We start from the raw sequence: 14,501 nt of genomic DNA, 5'->3' as shown, positions 1-14,501 counted from the left end.
GGCGGCCAAGGCTGGCGGTGCGGGCCGGTCACCTAGGGGAGGGGAGACGGAGGATCAGGGCTGGGTGCGCTGGTCGGGCGTGCTGGTGCTGTTGCCGTTGTCCTGCGCGGCCTGCTGGCGCAGGTAGCGGGTGTGGCACTGGGCGAAGACCAGTAGGGCGGCCAGGCCGGACAGCATGAGCGCCACGCTGGTGCGGGTGGCGGTGAGGTGAGTCAGCGCCAGCCAGACGGCCCCGGCGGCGATGCCGGAGAGCATGTACACGTCCACGGCCGCGAGCCGGTATCCGGCGAAGCCGAGGCGGACGAACACCCGGCGGACCGGGTCGCGCGGGCTCATCGGGCACCGTCCCGGGGTCGGCAGGGCAGCGGGGCCAACTGCGACAGCGGCACCACGCGGGCGGGGTCGTCGTCGCAGTGGATCAGGACCCAGGGCTGGACGCAGGCGGGGTCGTTCAGCCATCCCAGGACGTAGACCGGCCGCTGGGCGTCGGGACCGGTCAGCACGGTCGTGCCGGGGGCGTACCAGCGGCGCTCCAAGCGGTAGTGCCAGGTGGCGGTGCGGGTGAGGGAGTAGCGAGCGCTGCACCAGGTGCGGGCCATGTCCAGCAGGTGGGCCAGGCCCAGGGTCGCCAGCAACCAGAGGGCCGCGGTCAGCAGAATGCGGTGGGACAGCGGCGGGTTCAGCACGACGGCGAAGGCGCTCGGCAGCAGGAAGAGGACGAACAGGGCGTTGAGTAGCAGGCGGGTGCGGCGGTGCTCCTGGAGGCCCTCGTGCAGCTCCAGCAGGTCGTTGTGGTCGATGGGCGTCACGTCCGGAGCCGACGGAAGGCTCGGTTCCGGGGTCGGGTGGGTGCGGTCCAGGGCGGTCATCGTGCCTCCCGTGAGGCGGCGGTCTCGTAGGTGAGGTCGGCGGCGGGAAGGCCGCGGTTGCAGCTCGGGCAGCGGAAGCGGACCGGGCCGCCGTCCAGCGGCCCGGCGCAGCTCGGGCAGGTGTGGGCGGGCCAGGGCGACAGCCGCCGCCCGGTCGGCACGTAGGAGACGGCACGGTCGGGCAGCGGCGTGTCGGGCAGGCGGGTGCAGGGGATGGTCATCGCCGCCACCACCGCGACCGTGCCGCGGCCGCGACCGGCTCCGAGGTGTTCGTGCCGATGCGGTCGGCCAGGTCGGCCAGACCCTGCGAGAGCGCGTCGGAGCCGTCGGCCAGCTGCTCGGTGATGTGCTCGGTGACGGCGAGCACCGCGTGGGTCAGGCCGGTCAGCGAGGCGCAGATCTCCCGGGTGTCGACCGAGGCCGCCGGGTCCAGGTCGCGGTCGGCGGCCTGCAGGGCGGTCTCGGTGAGCTCGCCGAGATCGGGGCCGGGGATGGTGATGGGGCCGTCGACCAGGGCGCGGCCGACGTCGGCCAGGGTCTCCAGCGGTCCGGCCTCGCCCAGCCCCTCGCCGTGGTCGTCGCTGGCGCGCAGCCACAGCCAGCCCTGTCGGGCGCACGCCCACACGTACCGGCCCTGCAGGACGGCGTGGCCGCCGGTGCCGTAGTTGTAGGTGGGCTGGGCGATCAGGGTGGTGACGGTGCCGTCGGCCTCGATGTGGAACGGGTCGTCCCAGCTGGGGTCGCCCGGGTCGCCGGTCAGGATCGGGGTGATGTTGAGCCGCGCCAGCGTCGCGGTGAGCTGTGCGGCGTCCCCGACGGCCTGGTGGCCGCGGTGCCGGTCGTTGGCGTCGCGGGCCGTCCGGTAGGCCACGGCGGCCTGCTCCAGCCCGTCGGACGGGATGGGCATCGCGGAGGTGACGGTGGTGGACAGGGACATCAGGTACCTCGGATCGGTAGAAGGCATGGCGAAGGGCCGGGGCCGTGATCGGCCCCGGCGGACAGGCGCGGTGAAGAGGGTCAGGCGGAGCGGCCGCCGAAGCGGCGCGGCCACAGCCGGGACAGGCGGTCCGGCAGGCCGTTCAGGAGAGCGTGGCGGGCGGTGTGGAGGTGGTGGCGGGTGTCGTAGGCCAGGCCGGGGAGGCCGGTGGGCCGGAACACCTCGCCGATCAGGTGGGCGGCCAGCGCGCGCACGCAGCGCGGGCAGTAGACCGCCTGCTCCTGATGCATCCCCACCAGCCAGGGGTCGATGTCGGCCAGCAGGGTGCGGGCATCGCATCGGTCGCAGGTGGCCGTCCACTGGTTCATGCGGGTCAGGTCCGGGACGCCGTTGGCGTCACGCAGCGGGATGATCACAGCGACCACCACCGGTGCGACTTGCGGGCCGGGCATAGCGGGCAGGCGATCGCGCCGACCGGCGGGTTCCACATCCGTCCGCTGTCGTGGCAGGCGAAGCAGGGCCGCCGCGGGTGCCGGCGCCGGGTGAGATGGGTCAGGATGGTCATGGTCGGTCCTCCAGGAATGGCTGGAAGAGATCGGTCAAGGGCCCCGGGCCGGTGCGGGAACACCGGCCCGGAGCCGAACTCGTACAGGGGAGCGGCCGCCTCCTTCCTTTCAGGAGCGAGGTCAGCGGTCGTGTCCGCCGGGCCGCGGTGCGGCGGCGGGAGCCTCGGGCATGACGACGGTCAGGTAGCGGCGCACGCCGTCGTCGCGGCGGTTGGGGTAGGGCGCCGAGACGTCGGCGACGTCCAGGTGAGCGGTGAGCCGGTCGACCACGGCGTCCACGTCGTCGGGCGCGCCCGACAGGCGGATCTTCACCAGCCGACTCACCGCGCATCTCCGGCGGAAACGCTCAGGGCGGCCAGCGCCGGGGCCAACGCCGCGTCCAGCCATTCGGCCAGTCGCGCCACCGCCTTCTTGGCGGCCACCGTCTCCGGCGTGTCCGGCGACCCGGACTCGGCGGCGGGCGCGGGCAGCACCACGGTGGGCACCTGGAACAGCAAGGTGGTGCTGGTGAGCATCACCGGACCGTGCGCCAGGGCCCGGTCCTCGGGGAAGAAGTAGCCGCCGTGGCGGTCCCACTCGCCGAAGCCGTACACGGCGCGCAACTGGGACGGACGCGGCATCGCCAGCTCGACACCGAAGATCAGCGACCCGTCGTGGTCGCTGACCCGGGGCAGCACGTCGCGGATCCGCTCGCAGGTCCACTGCAGGTAGGGCGGGGACATGATCGGGCTGGTGGCGGTCTCCCAGGCCGTGCGGGCGAAGTCGACCGGGTCGGTGGTGAGCACGTTGTCGTCGTCGAAGTCGGCGAACAGGTGCCGGCGGTTGCGCAGGTAGGCGCCGTAGCGGCTGACGCGGTCGCTGGCGAGGTCGCGGTCGTCGGCCTCGTTGAGACGGAACACTCGGTTGGTCGTGGTCAGGTCCTTGCCGGTGAACAGGTCGTTGAGCGAGGTGAAGGTCAGGGCGGTGGGCATCACAAGATCTCCGAATCGTCAGAGGACGTGGTCGGGGCAACCCAGAGCTCAAGGGCAGAGGCCGGGCAGGTGTGGTGGTGAGGTACAGGCCGGTGGTCGAGGGTCATCCGGCCTTCGGCTTGGTGGCCTTGCAGCGGCGGGTGTACTCGCGGGCTCCGGCGATCACCAGCGGCGAGGGGTCACCGAGCTTGTAGTGGGCGTTGAAGCAGGCGGCCGCTTGGGCGTCGTCCATCTCCGCCACCCGACGTCGCAGTTCGACGGCCAGTTCAGGTTCGGGCAGGTCGATCAGGTCCTCATCCCACGCCAGCGGCGGCAGCCAGCCCTTACGCGCGGCGTCGTTGCGCGAGCGGCGTACCCCGTCGCGGCCGCAAGGAGTCGGCACGACCATCGACCATTCGGCGTACAGCGCGCGGACCTGGCGAGCGGTGGCGGCGGTGACCTGCTGGTAGGTCAGGATGCGGGCGTAGTTGGCGACGACGCGGTCCAGCCGCCGGGCCTGGCGGCTCAGCGACCAGCCGAGCGCGGCCAGGGCCTGGATGCGGCGGCGGGTACCGGTGGCATCCACCAGCGCGCCGTCGGCCAAGGTGTCCATGTCCGCCCGCACCGCCAGCAACGCGGCCGCGGTGCCGGGACGCAGCTTGCGCGACGGGGGTCGGCCGCGGAGTCCGTCGCCGTACAGCAACCGGGACACCCCGCCGGTGGACACCCCTGACAGGGCGGCGATGCGCTTCCACCCCAGCCCGGCCTCCATCAGTTCGTGGACGTGGGTGCGGACGGGATCGGCCGGAACGTAGGGCTGCCATTGGCCGTAGGCGATCAGCCGGGTGCGGCGGTTGACGTAGCGGGTGTTGGCCGCCGTGCAGGCGTCGCACTTGCACAGCCGGATCTTGTAGCCGGTCAGCGTGCCGTGCTCGACGGCGTGCTGACCGGCCACCTCGATGTTCACCGCGCTCATCGGTCTTCTTCGTCCAGGCCGGCGAGCGCTTGTGGCTGGGTGTTCCAGGGCGCGGACGGGCTGGTGGGCCGGTCGTTGCCCGCCACCGTGAGTAGCACGTCGCCCAGGGCGGCGACGTCTTGGATGGGATCGCCGATGGCGCCGGGCAGCGGCAGGTCGCGGCGCGGGTGGAACCTGGCCAAGTCGCTGTCATCGAACATCGGCTGCCCGTACCAGACCCCGTACAGGTCCTGCAGACTGACGCTGTTGTAGGTGGTCAGCCACGACAAGCCGTCGGCAAGGTCGTTGACCTGCTGCTGGGGATCATCGCCGTAGGAGGGGAACGACGGCTCAGACGCCAGAAGCCGAAGCAGCCCCTGGCGTACATCCCAGGCCGATCGCCAGCACAACAACAAGGGGGCCGGGTTGCCCCACGCCTCCAAACGGGCAGACACCTGCCGCAACTTCAATAGCACCACCTCGGACGCAGCCTCCGGGGTGGCGTGCTCCGGAGGGGGCATCGCCGTCATGAGGGCCAGGCCGCGGCCGACCATCGCGATGCGGCGCGGCGCGTCGACGTCGTCGACCGCCACCAGCACCGCCGTGCGGTCTCGCAACCGTCGGAGATGGAGAGCAGCGTCGCTGATCGCGGCCTGGTGGTCGCGGCGGAAGATCTGGCGGACCGTCCTGCATCGGTAGCAGATGCGGCCCTTGCCCAGCGGTTCGTCCTCCGCCTCACCGCACAACCGACACTCGAACTGCAACTGTCGAGCCCGCTCCAGCGCCGCGCGCTGAGCCGGGCTGACGGCGCGCTTGGGCACGGTCGCCGCCAGCGTGTACAGCGGGGCGTAGCAGTTGCCGTGGTAGAGCACCTGCCCCACCGGCATCGCGCCCGACGCGGGTTTGCGCGGCGGGGATAGGTGGCCGAGCTGGGTGCGGGTGTACAGGTAGGCAGGAACCTTGGCCCAGCTGGTGTAACGGGGCACACCGTCCAAGGCGGGCCGGTAGTCCCGGCTCATGCCGCCGCTCCCGTTCCGGTGGATCGCCGGGCGCGGCGGTCGATCAGCGTGCGGCGTTCGCTGGCGGTCAGGCCACCACGCACTCCGTGCTGGTCGGCGGCGCCCAGCGCCAGTTCGGTCTCCAGGCAGAACTCGGCGAACGGGCAGCCCTGGCAGAGCTTCTTGGCCTCCTGCTCACGGACCTGGGCGTTCTTCCAGTGCTCGTTGTGGCCGTTGTCGGGGCCGAACCAGAGCTCGATCGGAGTGCCCAGGCACGGCCGCGAGTCCCAGCCCGCAGGTTCCCGGCTCCAACGCAGCTTCGGTGGCGGGGTCGGCTTGGTGATCTTCATCAGGCAGGTCAACTCCTTGCGATCTCGGGCGAGGAAGAAGGCGGACAAGCGCCAAGCGCTCCGCCCGTGGGGAAGTCGGGCGGAGCGCTTGGCAGGGAGAACCGGCTGACGGGGCCGGGAGAGAAGCTGAGTAGCTGGTCAGGAGACGGTCAGGGCCTTTTCGCGGGCACGGGCGATCTGATGGACCGCCGGGGCCACCGGCGGCCGCGGCTTGACGAACTGCCGGGCGGGACGGCGGGTCCCGGCGTCAGCGACAGCCTGGGCCAGTTGCTCGCGCCAGATCTCGTAGGAGACGTTGACGATGACGCGCTGGCCGCTGCCCGAGCAGCGGGGAACGCGGCCGTCGCGAGTGCGGCGACGCCGGTCGCGGTGCGGGTGGACCATGTGGCGCTTGAGAGCCACCCACCAACCGCAGTCGGGACACACGATCAAGGTCTCCGGGCCTTCCGCGCGGGCCTTGTTCTTTGGTTCGGGCTTCGGGCGAAGGTCCAGGTGAGTGATGGGAAGATCGCTGGCGTAGATCGGCGGGCGTCCGTTGTCCTTCATCGGCACCTCCTAGTTCGGAACCGGTGACAGTCCTGCGCTCTCCTCTCAACGCCGACTGCGAGTCGGCGGCGACAGGGCAACGCAAGAGCTGGTCGCAACCAGTCGCGGTTCGGAGGCGGGGACCTCGTGTTTCGTCCTCCCGCACCCGGGTCGCGTTCTGTTTTGTGGCCATCCGGGAGTCCATGAGCGTCCACTGACATCCCGACTGGTTCGAACCAATCTTCTGATTGGTTTGCTCCAAAGTCAATGAGGCGGACGAACTTCTTCTCTCGGCAACCCCGATGTGGCCGTACAGACAGGGAACGTCAGGGACGTCGGTGGACAACAGTTGGCAGGGGTTAACTCGATGCGGTTAACCCCTGTTGCCCTTGCCGGGTCCTGGGGCATCCTCGAAGTGCAGAGACTCGCGCCCCTGGACGGCTTCTCATGGCACTCGGGTTGAAGGCGGCAAGGAACGCTCGCGGCTGGTCACAGAACCGCCTCGTGAGCGAGATCGAGCGGTACGCAAGGAGCCATCCGCAGCTCACGATCGCCAGCACCGCCAGCTTGAAGACGTATGTCTCGGAGTGGGAGAACGGCCACCGCCGAGTAGCGGAGCCGTACACCGCGATCCTTCGGGCGCTCCTCGGCTGGACCAACGACGAGCTGCTCCAAGAGGCCGGAAGCCCGCCGACGGCCGACGGTTACGAGGATCTGATCCGCCACATCGACACTGCTCACGCGGTGAGCCGGTCCATGGTGGCCACCTTCGTGAGCCAGACCGAGCTACTTCGCACGCAAGACCGGATGGTCGGGGCCTTCAGCATCGTGGACCAGATGAACGCGCATCTCGCTGCTCTTGAAGAGGCGCTGACGTTCGCGGTGCTCCCAGACGCCCGACGTCCAGTCGCCCGGGAACTGGCCGGAGCGGCGACCCTCGCGGCATGGCAGGCCCTCGACGTCGGAGCGGTCGAACGGGCCTGGAGGCATTACGAGAAGGGCAAGCAGGCCGCGAAGGAAGCCGAAGACCCCCTCTACCTCGCACATGCCATGGGAGAGCAGGCGTTCGTGCTCGCCGACGCGGGCCGACCCCAGCTCGCGGTCGACCTGGTTCGCGAAGCCCAGAGAGTGGGCGGCTCCCGCATGAGCGACCGGCTCAAGGCATGGCTGTTGTGTGCGGAAGCAGAGCTTTGCGCCCTGGCCAGCGACAAGAGCGATGTCGCAAACGCCTACCGAGTGCTGGAAACCGCTGATCAAGTGATGCCGGATACCGACGATCCTCGGGACCCTGACCTCGCCAGCGTGTTCCTCAACATGGATCACTTCGTGCGCTGGAAGGGCCACACGCTTGCTCTGCTTGGGGATGTAGAGGCGATCGCTGCTCAGTACACGGTTCTGGACTCGATGGACCCCACCTTCGTCCGCGCGCGGGCCGGCCTGCACTGCGACCTCGCCCAAGCCCACCTGACCCGTGGCGAGTACGCGGAGGCCGCTCACCAGGTACGCGAAGCCAAGCTGTTGGCGAACCGCACCGGCTCAGTGCGGTATCGGCGACGCATCGCCGAACTTGGCAGGACCGTTGGTTGATCGGCTACTTGCCGAAGGCCAGGACGTACATCAGGCCAACCAGAGTGCCCGAGCCCATGAGTTCGTTCTTACGCATCAAGCGGTGGACGTCGCTCAGCGGTATCCACGCGACTTCACCGGCTTCCTCTACCTCGGAGGGGGCGCCAATACGCGTTGCGCCTCGGCCAATGAAGATCTCGTGGGGGGAGTCGACCATGCCGACCATGGGCTCGAAGGTCACGGCATGCTCCAAGGAGTGGGGGCGCCAGCCCGTTTCCTCCTCGACTTCGCGGAGCGCTGCCTGCTTGGGGTCTTCGCCTTCGTCGACGATCCCGCCGGGTAGTTCCCAGCCCCATGCGTTCGGCACAAAGCGGTAGCGCCAGAGCATCAGCACACGATCCTGGTCATCCAGGACCGCCGCAATGGCCACGCGGTGAAGACGAACGACGTGATGCTCGAACCGCTCCATCCCAGGAGGCTCCACATCCACCAGGCCGAGCTTCACCCACGGGTTGTCGTAGACGGTCCTCTCCCCGTGGATTTTCCAGGGCTCAAGCTTCCGGCCGGTCTCGTCGATCCACTTGTTGAGAGCGACGTAGTAACCGCTTCCGTGCCGCACGTGGAGGACGTCTTCGGCGACCAGCTTGGCGAGCACCTGGCGCACGGTCGTGCGGCCGGCCCCGAGGCGTTGGGCGAGCTCGCGTTCCGGAGGAAGGCGGTCTCCAGGGCCGTATTCTCCCGAGGCAATCCAACTGCGGATTGTGGCCTCGACTCCCGCCGCCACATCGCCCATGAAGTAGATAGCCCTCCCGTTGTGAACCGTCTGGCCAAGTCTAGGCAGGAGCTCTTCGTGTCCGAAGCCTGCCGAAGATCTCTCTGCATGAGGCGGAGGGGCTTCAGGTGTTCGGGCGGGCGTGCCACCCATGCATCACGACAAGCCAGGCCGCGCTGGTTCTCTGTTAGAGCCTAACTCGCCACACAGGGCAGCAAGCATGGCTGGAGCTCACGCTCCTGCGGTAGCGCCCGGTGAAGAGTTGGCGGCACTGGCAATCAATGACTCAAAGTGATGCCTAAGTGCAGTCATTTTCTCCAGATAACGTGCTGCCATTTGCAGGTGCGTGTAGGCGGTGTTCTCATCAACGTCGCGGCCTGTAGGGTGCCCGGCTTCGTTGCGAGTGACGCGCAGCAGGTCGGAGACGGCGTCCATGGTGAGGTTGTCGCCGAGGTCGTCAGGCAGCTTCGGGCGTAGCGGCTCTAGACGCTTGCGCAGTTCCAAGAAGCGAGTGTGCTGAGACTGTTTGGGGTTGTTCAGGGCCTGCTTGAGTTTGTCGGCGGCTCCGCCGAGTTCGGGGACGGCGTCGAAAGCGGCCACCGTACTGTTAGCCAAACCGATGAAGACCTGCTCAGAGGCCACCCCCAGCATCACCGAGCTGGCCAGGAAGCATCTTGCATTGAACGCTCCGAGAGCTTCCTTCACGTAACGCAGCGCGACGGGATCCAGGTCAGGGACCTGGCGGCGCAGTCTAGTCAGGTACCCCTCAGGATCGTAGGGCTCCCATGAGCCGCCAGTTGCAGCGGCGCGACCGCGTTCGGACAGCCGCCAACGCCAGTTGTCCGTGCCTGAGCCCTGCCCGTCAGGATCCAAGTAGATCAGGCCGTCCGCTGTCATTCCCCAAAGGGCCTCCCAGGCCTGGGTCATGCTGCAGCCAGTCTGGCTCCGGATCGCCGACGGTAGGTACGACTGGCCGAACTTCCCGTGACCGCCATGAGCAGCTAGAAGTTTCAGCACTTCGCTACGGACATCCATGGGGCAAGGTTAGAAAACAACGCAGGATCTGCGCAGCAGATTTATTGCTCTGGGTGAAGATGTCCGCACGTGCAGCCATCAAGATCGCGAGAGAGGCGCTGTCCTTCGCCAGGTCTGAGAGGCTCCTCAGTCGAGGCAGTGCAGGCGACTCGGCCTCCTGATGCAGGTTCATGTGACCCGGGTGGGACCCGAGATGCTTCCTTGGAGCCTGGTTCGAAGACTTTACGCAGGTCATCGACCGTGTAACACCAAGAAGGGGAGCGGACTGTAAATCCGTCGGCTTAGCCTACGCAGGTTCGAACCCTGCACCCGCCACACCCGTGGAAACGGCCCCTGACCAGCACAACCATGGTCAGGGGCCGTTCGCATTGTGTCCGACCGCCTGTATAACACCACAATGTGGTCATGGACGCAGGACTCGCCGCCCTCTTCGGCGCCGCCGTCGGCTCCCTCACCACCCTGGGCGCAGCCGTCGTGAACGGCAGGACGCAAGCACGAACACAACACCTCCAGTGGCGTCGTCAGCATCGGCGCGACACGTACGCGGCCTACCTCAGCGCTCTCCACGATCGCGACATCGCCATGGACGCGATCCTCGCCGCCCTGCAAGCGGATCCACCCGGCCTCCCCGACTTGGACGAGAAGGTGCGGCACTTCATCACCCGGGCCCGCGACGTCCACCGCGCCGCAGAAGTCGTCACCCTCGAAGGCCCTCCTTCCATAGCCGGAGCAGTCGACCGAATCGCCAAGGAGTCCAGCGGCCTATCCGAGATCATGCAGCACATGGTGAAAGCCGCCCACGCAGCGGACGCCAGCGAGAAAGCAGAACACTCCGCCACCGCCTCAGCACAAGAACGACGGCTCTACCAGGCAGTCAGCGAGTTCCGCGTCCAAGCCCGCAACGTCCTCGGCAACGCCGACTGACGGAGCATGCCGCTCGTCGAATTCAGGTTGTTAGGATCCTGCCAACTCGACCTTTGGAAATGATCGTGTGCCGCGTAACTCACCGGCAGAAGTACGAGCCCGGCTTCCTCGCCGGTCCCGCAGGTATCGGACTGGCTGGTCTTACAGGTACCGCACTGCCATTCCAGGGCTCCCAGGACCAGTCCATCGGCAGTTGCAGAGCTTTGAACTCCGAAACGGTCTCGGCCTAGGTCAGGTCGCCGAAGCGTACGGGCGTTACCAAGAGCTCGCTCTTCGAGGTGAGCCCTACAAACAGGTGAGCGGCATGAGAGTTGGGCCGGACCACGACTGGCGGTCTTGTCCTGACGACTCTCGCACCCTGCTGGAACTAACGCTGCGAAGCCTCCGCCCGCGCGCCAGGCGTCGACTTCGGGCTCTGATAGATCCTCTCGACGACGCTTACCGAGCGTGGTCGCTCAACGATCCGTTCGCCTCTCCTGATCTTCCTTGGTGGCTTCGGCGGATCAACGGGATCGATTAGCTGTCTCGTCCGCAGACCAAGGGAGCGGCCCCCGACCGGCGTGCGCGGTCAGGGGCCGTTGTCGGTTCAGTTGGTCGTTTTTTACGGGGGCGCTGCTGCGGCCTTGGTTGCGGCCGCTTAGTTCGGCGTCCAGGGTTTCCTGGGCCGTGCGCATTCCCTCGGCGTACACGGGTTCCTGTAGGCGCTTCCACATTTCGGCCTCGGGGACGTCCTCCACGTGGCTCGTCACCCACCAGATGTTGCCGAACGGGTCCTTCACCCGGCCCCCGCGCTGTCCGAAGGCGTTGTCCGACAGGGGAGTGACGACGTGGCCGCCCGCTTCCACGGCCTCGGAGAACGCCTTGTCCGCGTCCGCCACGAACACCCGCAGCAGGCTCGGCATCACCGGCTAGTCCTCGTGCCGGTCGAAGGCCAGCACCACGGTGTCGCCCACCCTGATCTCGCCGTGGCCGATCGCGCCGTCCTCAGTTGCCACCCGTGCCAGTTCCTCGCCCCCGAACGCCTGGGCTACGTAGTTCAGGAAGCCCCCCGTGTCGTCGGTGACGACCCAGGGGGCCACAGTGGTGTAACCCTGCGGTGCGACGCTGGTCATCTCGGTCCCTTCGCCGTTGTGACTGCCTACGGCGACGATAGGGACCGAGTAGGTCGGTTTCTGTCCTAGATGGCCGCCGCCGATTCCAGGTGCGGCAGGAACTCCGCCAGCAGGCGCCGCTTCGGCTTCGCTCCCACTGACTGGTGGATCAGGTTCCCGTCGCGGAACAGCAGCAGGGTCGGGAAGCCCAGCACGTTGTAGCGCTGCGTGATCTCCGGGTGCTCGTCGCCGTTGATCGACGCCACCGTCAGCTCGGCCGCGAAGTCGGTCGCGATCTCCTCAAGGACGGGCTGGCGGCGGGGAAGCCGTCGTCTTCTACCTCACCTACGCACCGCTGGTGTTGTGGGGGCCGCTGCTCGGCACCGTCACCTGGGCCTATGCCCGGCGGCGCCTCCGAGTCTGACGCTCAATGGGTGTAGCGCAGAATCATGCAGTGCGAAAGAACTCGCCTGACTCCCACGCCGATCCGGTCAAGCCAGTCCGTTCTCCTCGGCCCATCGGGCGAATCCACCTGGACCGAATGGGAGCCGATAGCGGTTCATGAGAAGATCGTCGGCCACTGCTGATACCAGCGGCACGGTAAGGAGACCTTGGCGGATTGCTTCACACAGCAGTCCGAGCGTGCCGCGTACTTCGACTTTGCGCTGCTCTCCGAGCCTCTTGGCCACACGGTCGTCGAGGACCGCCGTCGCATTCGGTGTGGTCTCGGCGAGCGCCAGCACGCCGCACTCACCGTAGTTGCGCCTGGCGGGACCTACGAGATGCCTTGTGTAGTGGGAGAAGGCGGCCAGTTGCTCGTCGGTGTCGATGACCGTCATCTCGATCCAGTCGGCATCGAGTACCGCTTGGAGTTCGGAGTGCTGGGCGACACCGCTCCGAAGCTCGGTCTCCACGGTGTCCGGGATGAGCACACGAGACTCGTGGAGGACGGCTTTGAGCGCGCCTAGCCATTGGCTCCGGGCGAAGTGGCTCAGTGGACCTGTGTCCAGTACGTAAACCTTGTCGTTCTTTGCGCTCACGAGGTGACGGCCCATATGTCGGCCTCGGGCACAGCGGGCAGGTCGGGGAGCGCTTCGTGGTCGAAGGTTCCGAGCAGGAGGCCGATGGCGCGGTCAGCGGTCACGGTCTCGCTCCTATAGAGGCTGAGAACGGCCCTCTCGTACGGCCGCGGCAGTGCGACGGGAGCGAGTTCATCGTGGACCACCAGGTTCTTCTCTACGATATCGGCTCGCCGCGTCCGCACCTGGCGTATCGCGTTCGCCTGATCGGCGCTGACGAGCCGGAGTTCGTACAGTCTCCGGGCGAGTGTCGCCATGTCCACCCGGTAGTGGCTGCCAGCGCGGACGGCCGCGTCTCGCAGCGTTTCATCCGGCAGCTCCATCCAGGTGTTCCATCGTGTTCCAAGATCGATCTCGGGGAGCAGCAGCGCTCGCGCGAAGCGGTCCAACAATGCTTCCAACGCCTCGTCGTCCGACTCGGAGATTCGCCAGTCGGTGGTATAGGGATCGGCGATGAGGTAGTGCCCCAGTTCGTGGGCTAGGGCCAGTCGCCGGCGCCCTGAACGCAGATCGCCGTTGATCACGGCCACTCCGCCGATGGGCAACAGAACCGTCCCCGCGTCCGCGCCTTCACCCAGATGGACAGAGAAGGGCAGGAGACCGATGGCGGTGACCAGGTTCGCTAGGTCGAGGGCGGGCTGAGTCACGCTCAACCCCAGGTCCCGGCGCGCGACTGCGGCGAGCTGATCCGCATCGGCGATGCTGCGCGGAGGCGGTATCGCATCAGGCTGGTCGCCGATGAGCCCGGGAGACTCAGCTGCCACGACCTCGACATCCCGCACGATGGCGTTCAACTGCATGTCGATGGCCTGGGGAGCGACGTCGGACTTCAAAGCGCGGTAAGAGACGATCGAAGGCGGCCCGGGAGCGATGAACCATTCGACGCGCTGTCGCAGTTCTTGAGCGATGGCGACTAGTTCTGTCGCGGATACGCGACGAGCTCCTGTCTCGATCTTCGCGAGGGCGCTTCGGCCGATGCCTATGGCGGAGGCCAGTTGTGCCTGCGTCAGCCCTGCCCCTGCACGTGCCTCGGCGACGCGCTCTCCGATACCCATGTGTGCGATTCTAGAACAGGACTGACCCTGGATACAGGGAGTAGCCAAGCGACGAGCTCGCACGGATTCTGCGGAGTGCCTCTTTGCCAGAGGAAGACCGGAGGGACTTTCGAAGGCATGCGACAACGCCTTTCGAGGTCGGGCGTGTTCATGGCCGGGTGCAGGTCACTTCGCCGGTCTCCCGGTCACGCCAGGCGCGGGCGACCTCGCGGCTGTTGGTGTAGATCGCCAGGCCGGTCAGACTGAGCGTGACGCGGCGTACTACGCCGGTGGAACCCGGCGGGGCGTTCTGCAGGGCGAGGCAGAGATTGCCGACTGCTCTGGCTTGGTCGCTGGTGACACCGCATTCCGCGCCGACGATGTCCCAGGTGTAGATCGGAACCGGTTCCGAACACGAACTCTGGTGCACAGTGATCACCTCTGGCGGAGTATCAGTTGCCGCAGACCGGCCGGATGGTCTGGACGCATCGTATGACGGGTGTACTACCCCCGTCTACCCACCTCAGGGGACTGGGGTAGCTATCCCTGGTTGTTCCTAGACAAGTAGATTGCGGATCATGACCTTCGACCGGGAAGGCCCTGTGCCGCCGTACCGCCAGATAGCCGACGCCCTGCGCAAGGGGATCCGGTCTGGCGAGATCCCGCCGGGGCGGCGCATCCCGAGTCTGGTCGAGCTTGAACAGCAATACGGCGTCGCTCGGGACACCCTGCGCAAAGCGGTTCAGGTACTCAAGGACGAGGGCCTCGTCGAGACAGTTCAAGGCATGGGCACCTTCGTGGTCGATCCCTTGCCCGACGAGTAGGTCCAAACGTGCGAACGGCCCCTCAT

General features: G+C 67.5%; 22 protein-coding genes, 1 tRNA gene and 1 pseudogene. 4 read left to right on the top strand and 20 right to left on the bottom strand.

Translation table 11 applies throughout. From position 1 onward, the window contains the following. Positions 1–54 precede the first annotated feature (54 nt). The 12 genes from AH6_RS31480 to AH6_RS31430 form a co-directional block, all read right to left on the bottom strand. Positions 55–336, bottom strand: coding sequence for a hypothetical protein (locus AH6_RS31480; protein WP_067487417.1), 282 nt, complete (start codon positions 334–336; stop codon positions 55–57). Then, positions 333–869 (bottom strand): hypothetical protein, encoded by a 537-nt coding sequence (locus tag AH6_RS44280; RefSeq protein WP_067487415.1) that lies wholly within the window; start codon positions 867–869, stop codon positions 333–335. The genes AH6_RS31480 and AH6_RS44280 overlap by 4 nt, the downstream gene beginning before the upstream one ends. Beyond that, positions 866–1,090, bottom strand: coding sequence for a hypothetical protein (locus tag AH6_RS44275; protein ID WP_157431840.1), 225 nt, complete (start codon positions 1,088–1,090; stop codon positions 866–868). The genes AH6_RS44280 and AH6_RS44275 overlap by 4 nt, the downstream gene beginning before the upstream one ends. Next, complete coding sequence (locus AH6_RS31465; RefSeq protein ID WP_067487408.1) at positions 1,087–1,806, bottom strand: hypothetical protein; 720 nt, start codon at positions 1,804–1,806, stop codon at positions 1,087–1,089. The genes AH6_RS44275 and AH6_RS31465 overlap by 4 nt, the downstream gene beginning before the upstream one ends. 80 nt (positions 1,807–1,886) lie before the next feature. Beyond that, the gene (locus AH6_RS31460; protein WP_169807946.1) at positions 1,887–2,234 is read right to left on the bottom strand and encodes a hypothetical protein; all 348 of its coding nucleotides are present in this window, start codon (positions 2,232–2,234) and stop codon (positions 1,887–1,889) included. Continuing rightward, positions 2,219–2,371 carry a hypothetical protein gene (locus tag AH6_RS44270; RefSeq protein WP_157431839.1) on the bottom strand — a complete coding sequence of 51 codons (153 nt, stop codon included), beginning with the start codon at positions 2,369–2,371 and terminating at the stop codon, positions 2,219–2,221. Before AH6_RS44270 ends, AH6_RS31460 begins: the two co-directional genes overlap by 16 nt. A gap of 121 nt (positions 2,372–2,492) precedes the next feature. After that, positions 2,493–2,696 carry a hypothetical protein gene (locus AH6_RS31455; RefSeq protein ID WP_067487403.1) on the bottom strand — a complete coding sequence of 68 codons (204 nt, stop codon included), beginning with the start codon at positions 2,694–2,696 and terminating at the stop codon, positions 2,493–2,495. Next, the gene (locus tag AH6_RS31450) at positions 2,693–3,343 is read right to left on the bottom strand and encodes a hypothetical protein (protein WP_067487400.1); all 651 of its coding nucleotides are present in this window, start codon (positions 3,341–3,343) and stop codon (positions 2,693–2,695) included. The genes AH6_RS31455 and AH6_RS31450 overlap by 4 nt, the downstream gene beginning before the upstream one ends. A gap of 103 nt (positions 3,344–3,446) precedes the next feature. Next, complete coding sequence (locus tag AH6_RS31445; protein ID WP_067487397.1) at positions 3,447–4,298, bottom strand: hypothetical protein; 852 nt, start codon at positions 4,296–4,298, stop codon at positions 3,447–3,449. Then, positions 4,295–5,296, bottom strand: coding sequence for an NRDE family protein (locus AH6_RS31440; RefSeq protein ID WP_067487396.1), 1,002 nt, complete (start codon positions 5,294–5,296; stop codon positions 4,295–4,297). Before AH6_RS31440 ends, AH6_RS31445 begins: the two co-directional genes overlap by 4 nt. After that, positions 5,293–5,625: a WhiB family transcriptional regulator gene (locus tag AH6_RS31435; protein WP_067487395.1), complete on the bottom strand. Its 333-nt coding sequence runs from the start codon at positions 5,623–5,625 to the stop codon at positions 5,293–5,295. Before AH6_RS31435 ends, AH6_RS31440 begins: the two co-directional genes overlap by 4 nt. A 138-nt stretch (positions 5,626–5,763) precedes the next feature. Beyond that, positions 5,764–6,171 carry a hypothetical protein gene (locus tag AH6_RS31430; protein WP_067487393.1) on the bottom strand — a complete coding sequence of 136 codons (408 nt, stop codon included), beginning with the start codon at positions 6,169–6,171 and terminating at the stop codon, positions 5,764–5,766. Between the two features lie 483 nt (positions 6,172–6,654). Between AH6_RS31430 and AH6_RS31425 the strand changes: the two genes are divergently transcribed. Continuing rightward, positions 6,655–7,737, top strand: coding sequence for an NsdA family TPR-like regulatory protein (locus tag AH6_RS31425; RefSeq protein WP_245679543.1), 1,083 nt, complete (start codon positions 6,655–6,657; stop codon positions 7,735–7,737). Positions 7,738–7,741: 4 nt separating this feature from the next. On the opposite strand, the gene AH6_RS45485 is transcribed toward AH6_RS31425, so the two are convergent. Together AH6_RS45485 and AH6_RS31415 are read right to left on the bottom strand one after the other, a co-directional pair. Next, positions 7,742–8,509, bottom strand: coding sequence for a GntR family transcriptional regulator (locus AH6_RS45485; protein ID WP_083983652.1), 768 nt, complete (start codon positions 8,507–8,509; stop codon positions 7,742–7,744). A gap of 210 nt (positions 8,510–8,719) precedes the next feature. After that, positions 8,720–9,523 carry a hypothetical protein gene (locus AH6_RS31415; protein WP_157431838.1) on the bottom strand — a complete coding sequence of 268 codons (804 nt, stop codon included), beginning with the start codon at positions 9,521–9,523 and terminating at the stop codon, positions 8,720–8,722. 245 nt (positions 9,524–9,768) lie between these two features. On the opposite strand from AH6_RS31415, the gene AH6_RS44265 reads away from it, so the two are divergent. Both AH6_RS44265 and AH6_RS31410 read left to right on the top strand, forming a co-directional pair. After that, a tRNA-Tyr gene (locus tag AH6_RS44265) sits at positions 9,769–9,838 on the top strand. A gap of 90 nt (positions 9,839–9,928) precedes the next feature. Beyond that, on the top strand, positions 9,929–10,447 hold the full coding sequence (locus AH6_RS31410; protein WP_067487389.1) for a proline dehydrogenase: 519 nt from the start codon (positions 9,929–9,931) through the stop codon (positions 10,445–10,447). A gap of 503 nt (positions 10,448–10,950) precedes the next feature. Here the strand turns inward: AH6_RS31410 and AH6_RS45475 are convergent. The 6 genes and pseudogenes from AH6_RS45475 to AH6_RS44260 form a co-directional block, all read right to left on the bottom strand. Next, positions 10,951–11,349 carry a VOC family protein gene (locus AH6_RS45475; protein WP_218005976.1) on the bottom strand — a complete coding sequence of 133 codons (399 nt, stop codon included), beginning with the start codon at positions 11,347–11,349 and terminating at the stop codon, positions 10,951–10,953. A 6-nt stretch (positions 11,350–11,355) separates the two neighbouring features. Continuing rightward, positions 11,356–11,559: a VOC family protein gene (locus AH6_RS45470; RefSeq protein WP_218005975.1), complete on the bottom strand. Its 204-nt coding sequence runs from the start codon at positions 11,557–11,559 to the stop codon at positions 11,356–11,358. Positions 11,560–11,624: 65 nt separating this feature from the next. Beyond that, positions 11,625–11,840 (bottom strand): annotated as a pseudogene (locus tag AH6_RS31400) (thioredoxin family protein); the annotation flags it as partial. 189 nt (positions 11,841–12,029) lie between these two features. Next, positions 12,030–12,578, bottom strand: a complete 549-nt coding sequence (locus AH6_RS42955) for a PIN domain-containing protein (RefSeq protein ID WP_245679542.1) — start codon at positions 12,576–12,578, stop codon at positions 12,030–12,032. Beyond that, a complete protein-coding gene (locus AH6_RS31390; protein ID WP_067487380.1) occupies positions 12,575–13,672 on the bottom strand; it encodes a helix-turn-helix domain-containing protein in 1,098 nt (365 codons plus the stop codon). The genes AH6_RS42955 and AH6_RS31390 overlap by 4 nt, the downstream gene beginning before the upstream one ends. Before the next feature lie 148 nt (positions 13,673–13,820). After that, positions 13,821–14,090: a hypothetical protein gene (locus AH6_RS44260; protein ID WP_157431837.1), complete on the bottom strand. Its 270-nt coding sequence runs from the start codon at positions 14,088–14,090 to the stop codon at positions 13,821–13,823. Between the two features lie 139 nt (positions 14,091–14,229). Between AH6_RS44260 and AH6_RS31385 the strand changes: the two genes are divergently transcribed. Further along, entirely contained in the window at positions 14,230–14,475 is a 246-nt protein-coding gene (locus AH6_RS31385; RefSeq protein ID WP_067487378.1) for a GntR family transcriptional regulator, read from the top strand. Positions 14,476–14,501 lie beyond the last annotated feature (26 nt).

Origin of the sequence: Actinomadura hibisca NBRC 15177 (assembly GCF_001552635.1) — a bacterium.
Lineage (GTDB): Bacteria > Actinomycetota > Actinomycetes > Streptosporangiales > Streptosporangiaceae > Spirillospora > Spirillospora hibisca.
Note: the sequence above shows the minus strand (reverse complement) of the source record. Positions and strands in the feature narration are given on the sequence as shown.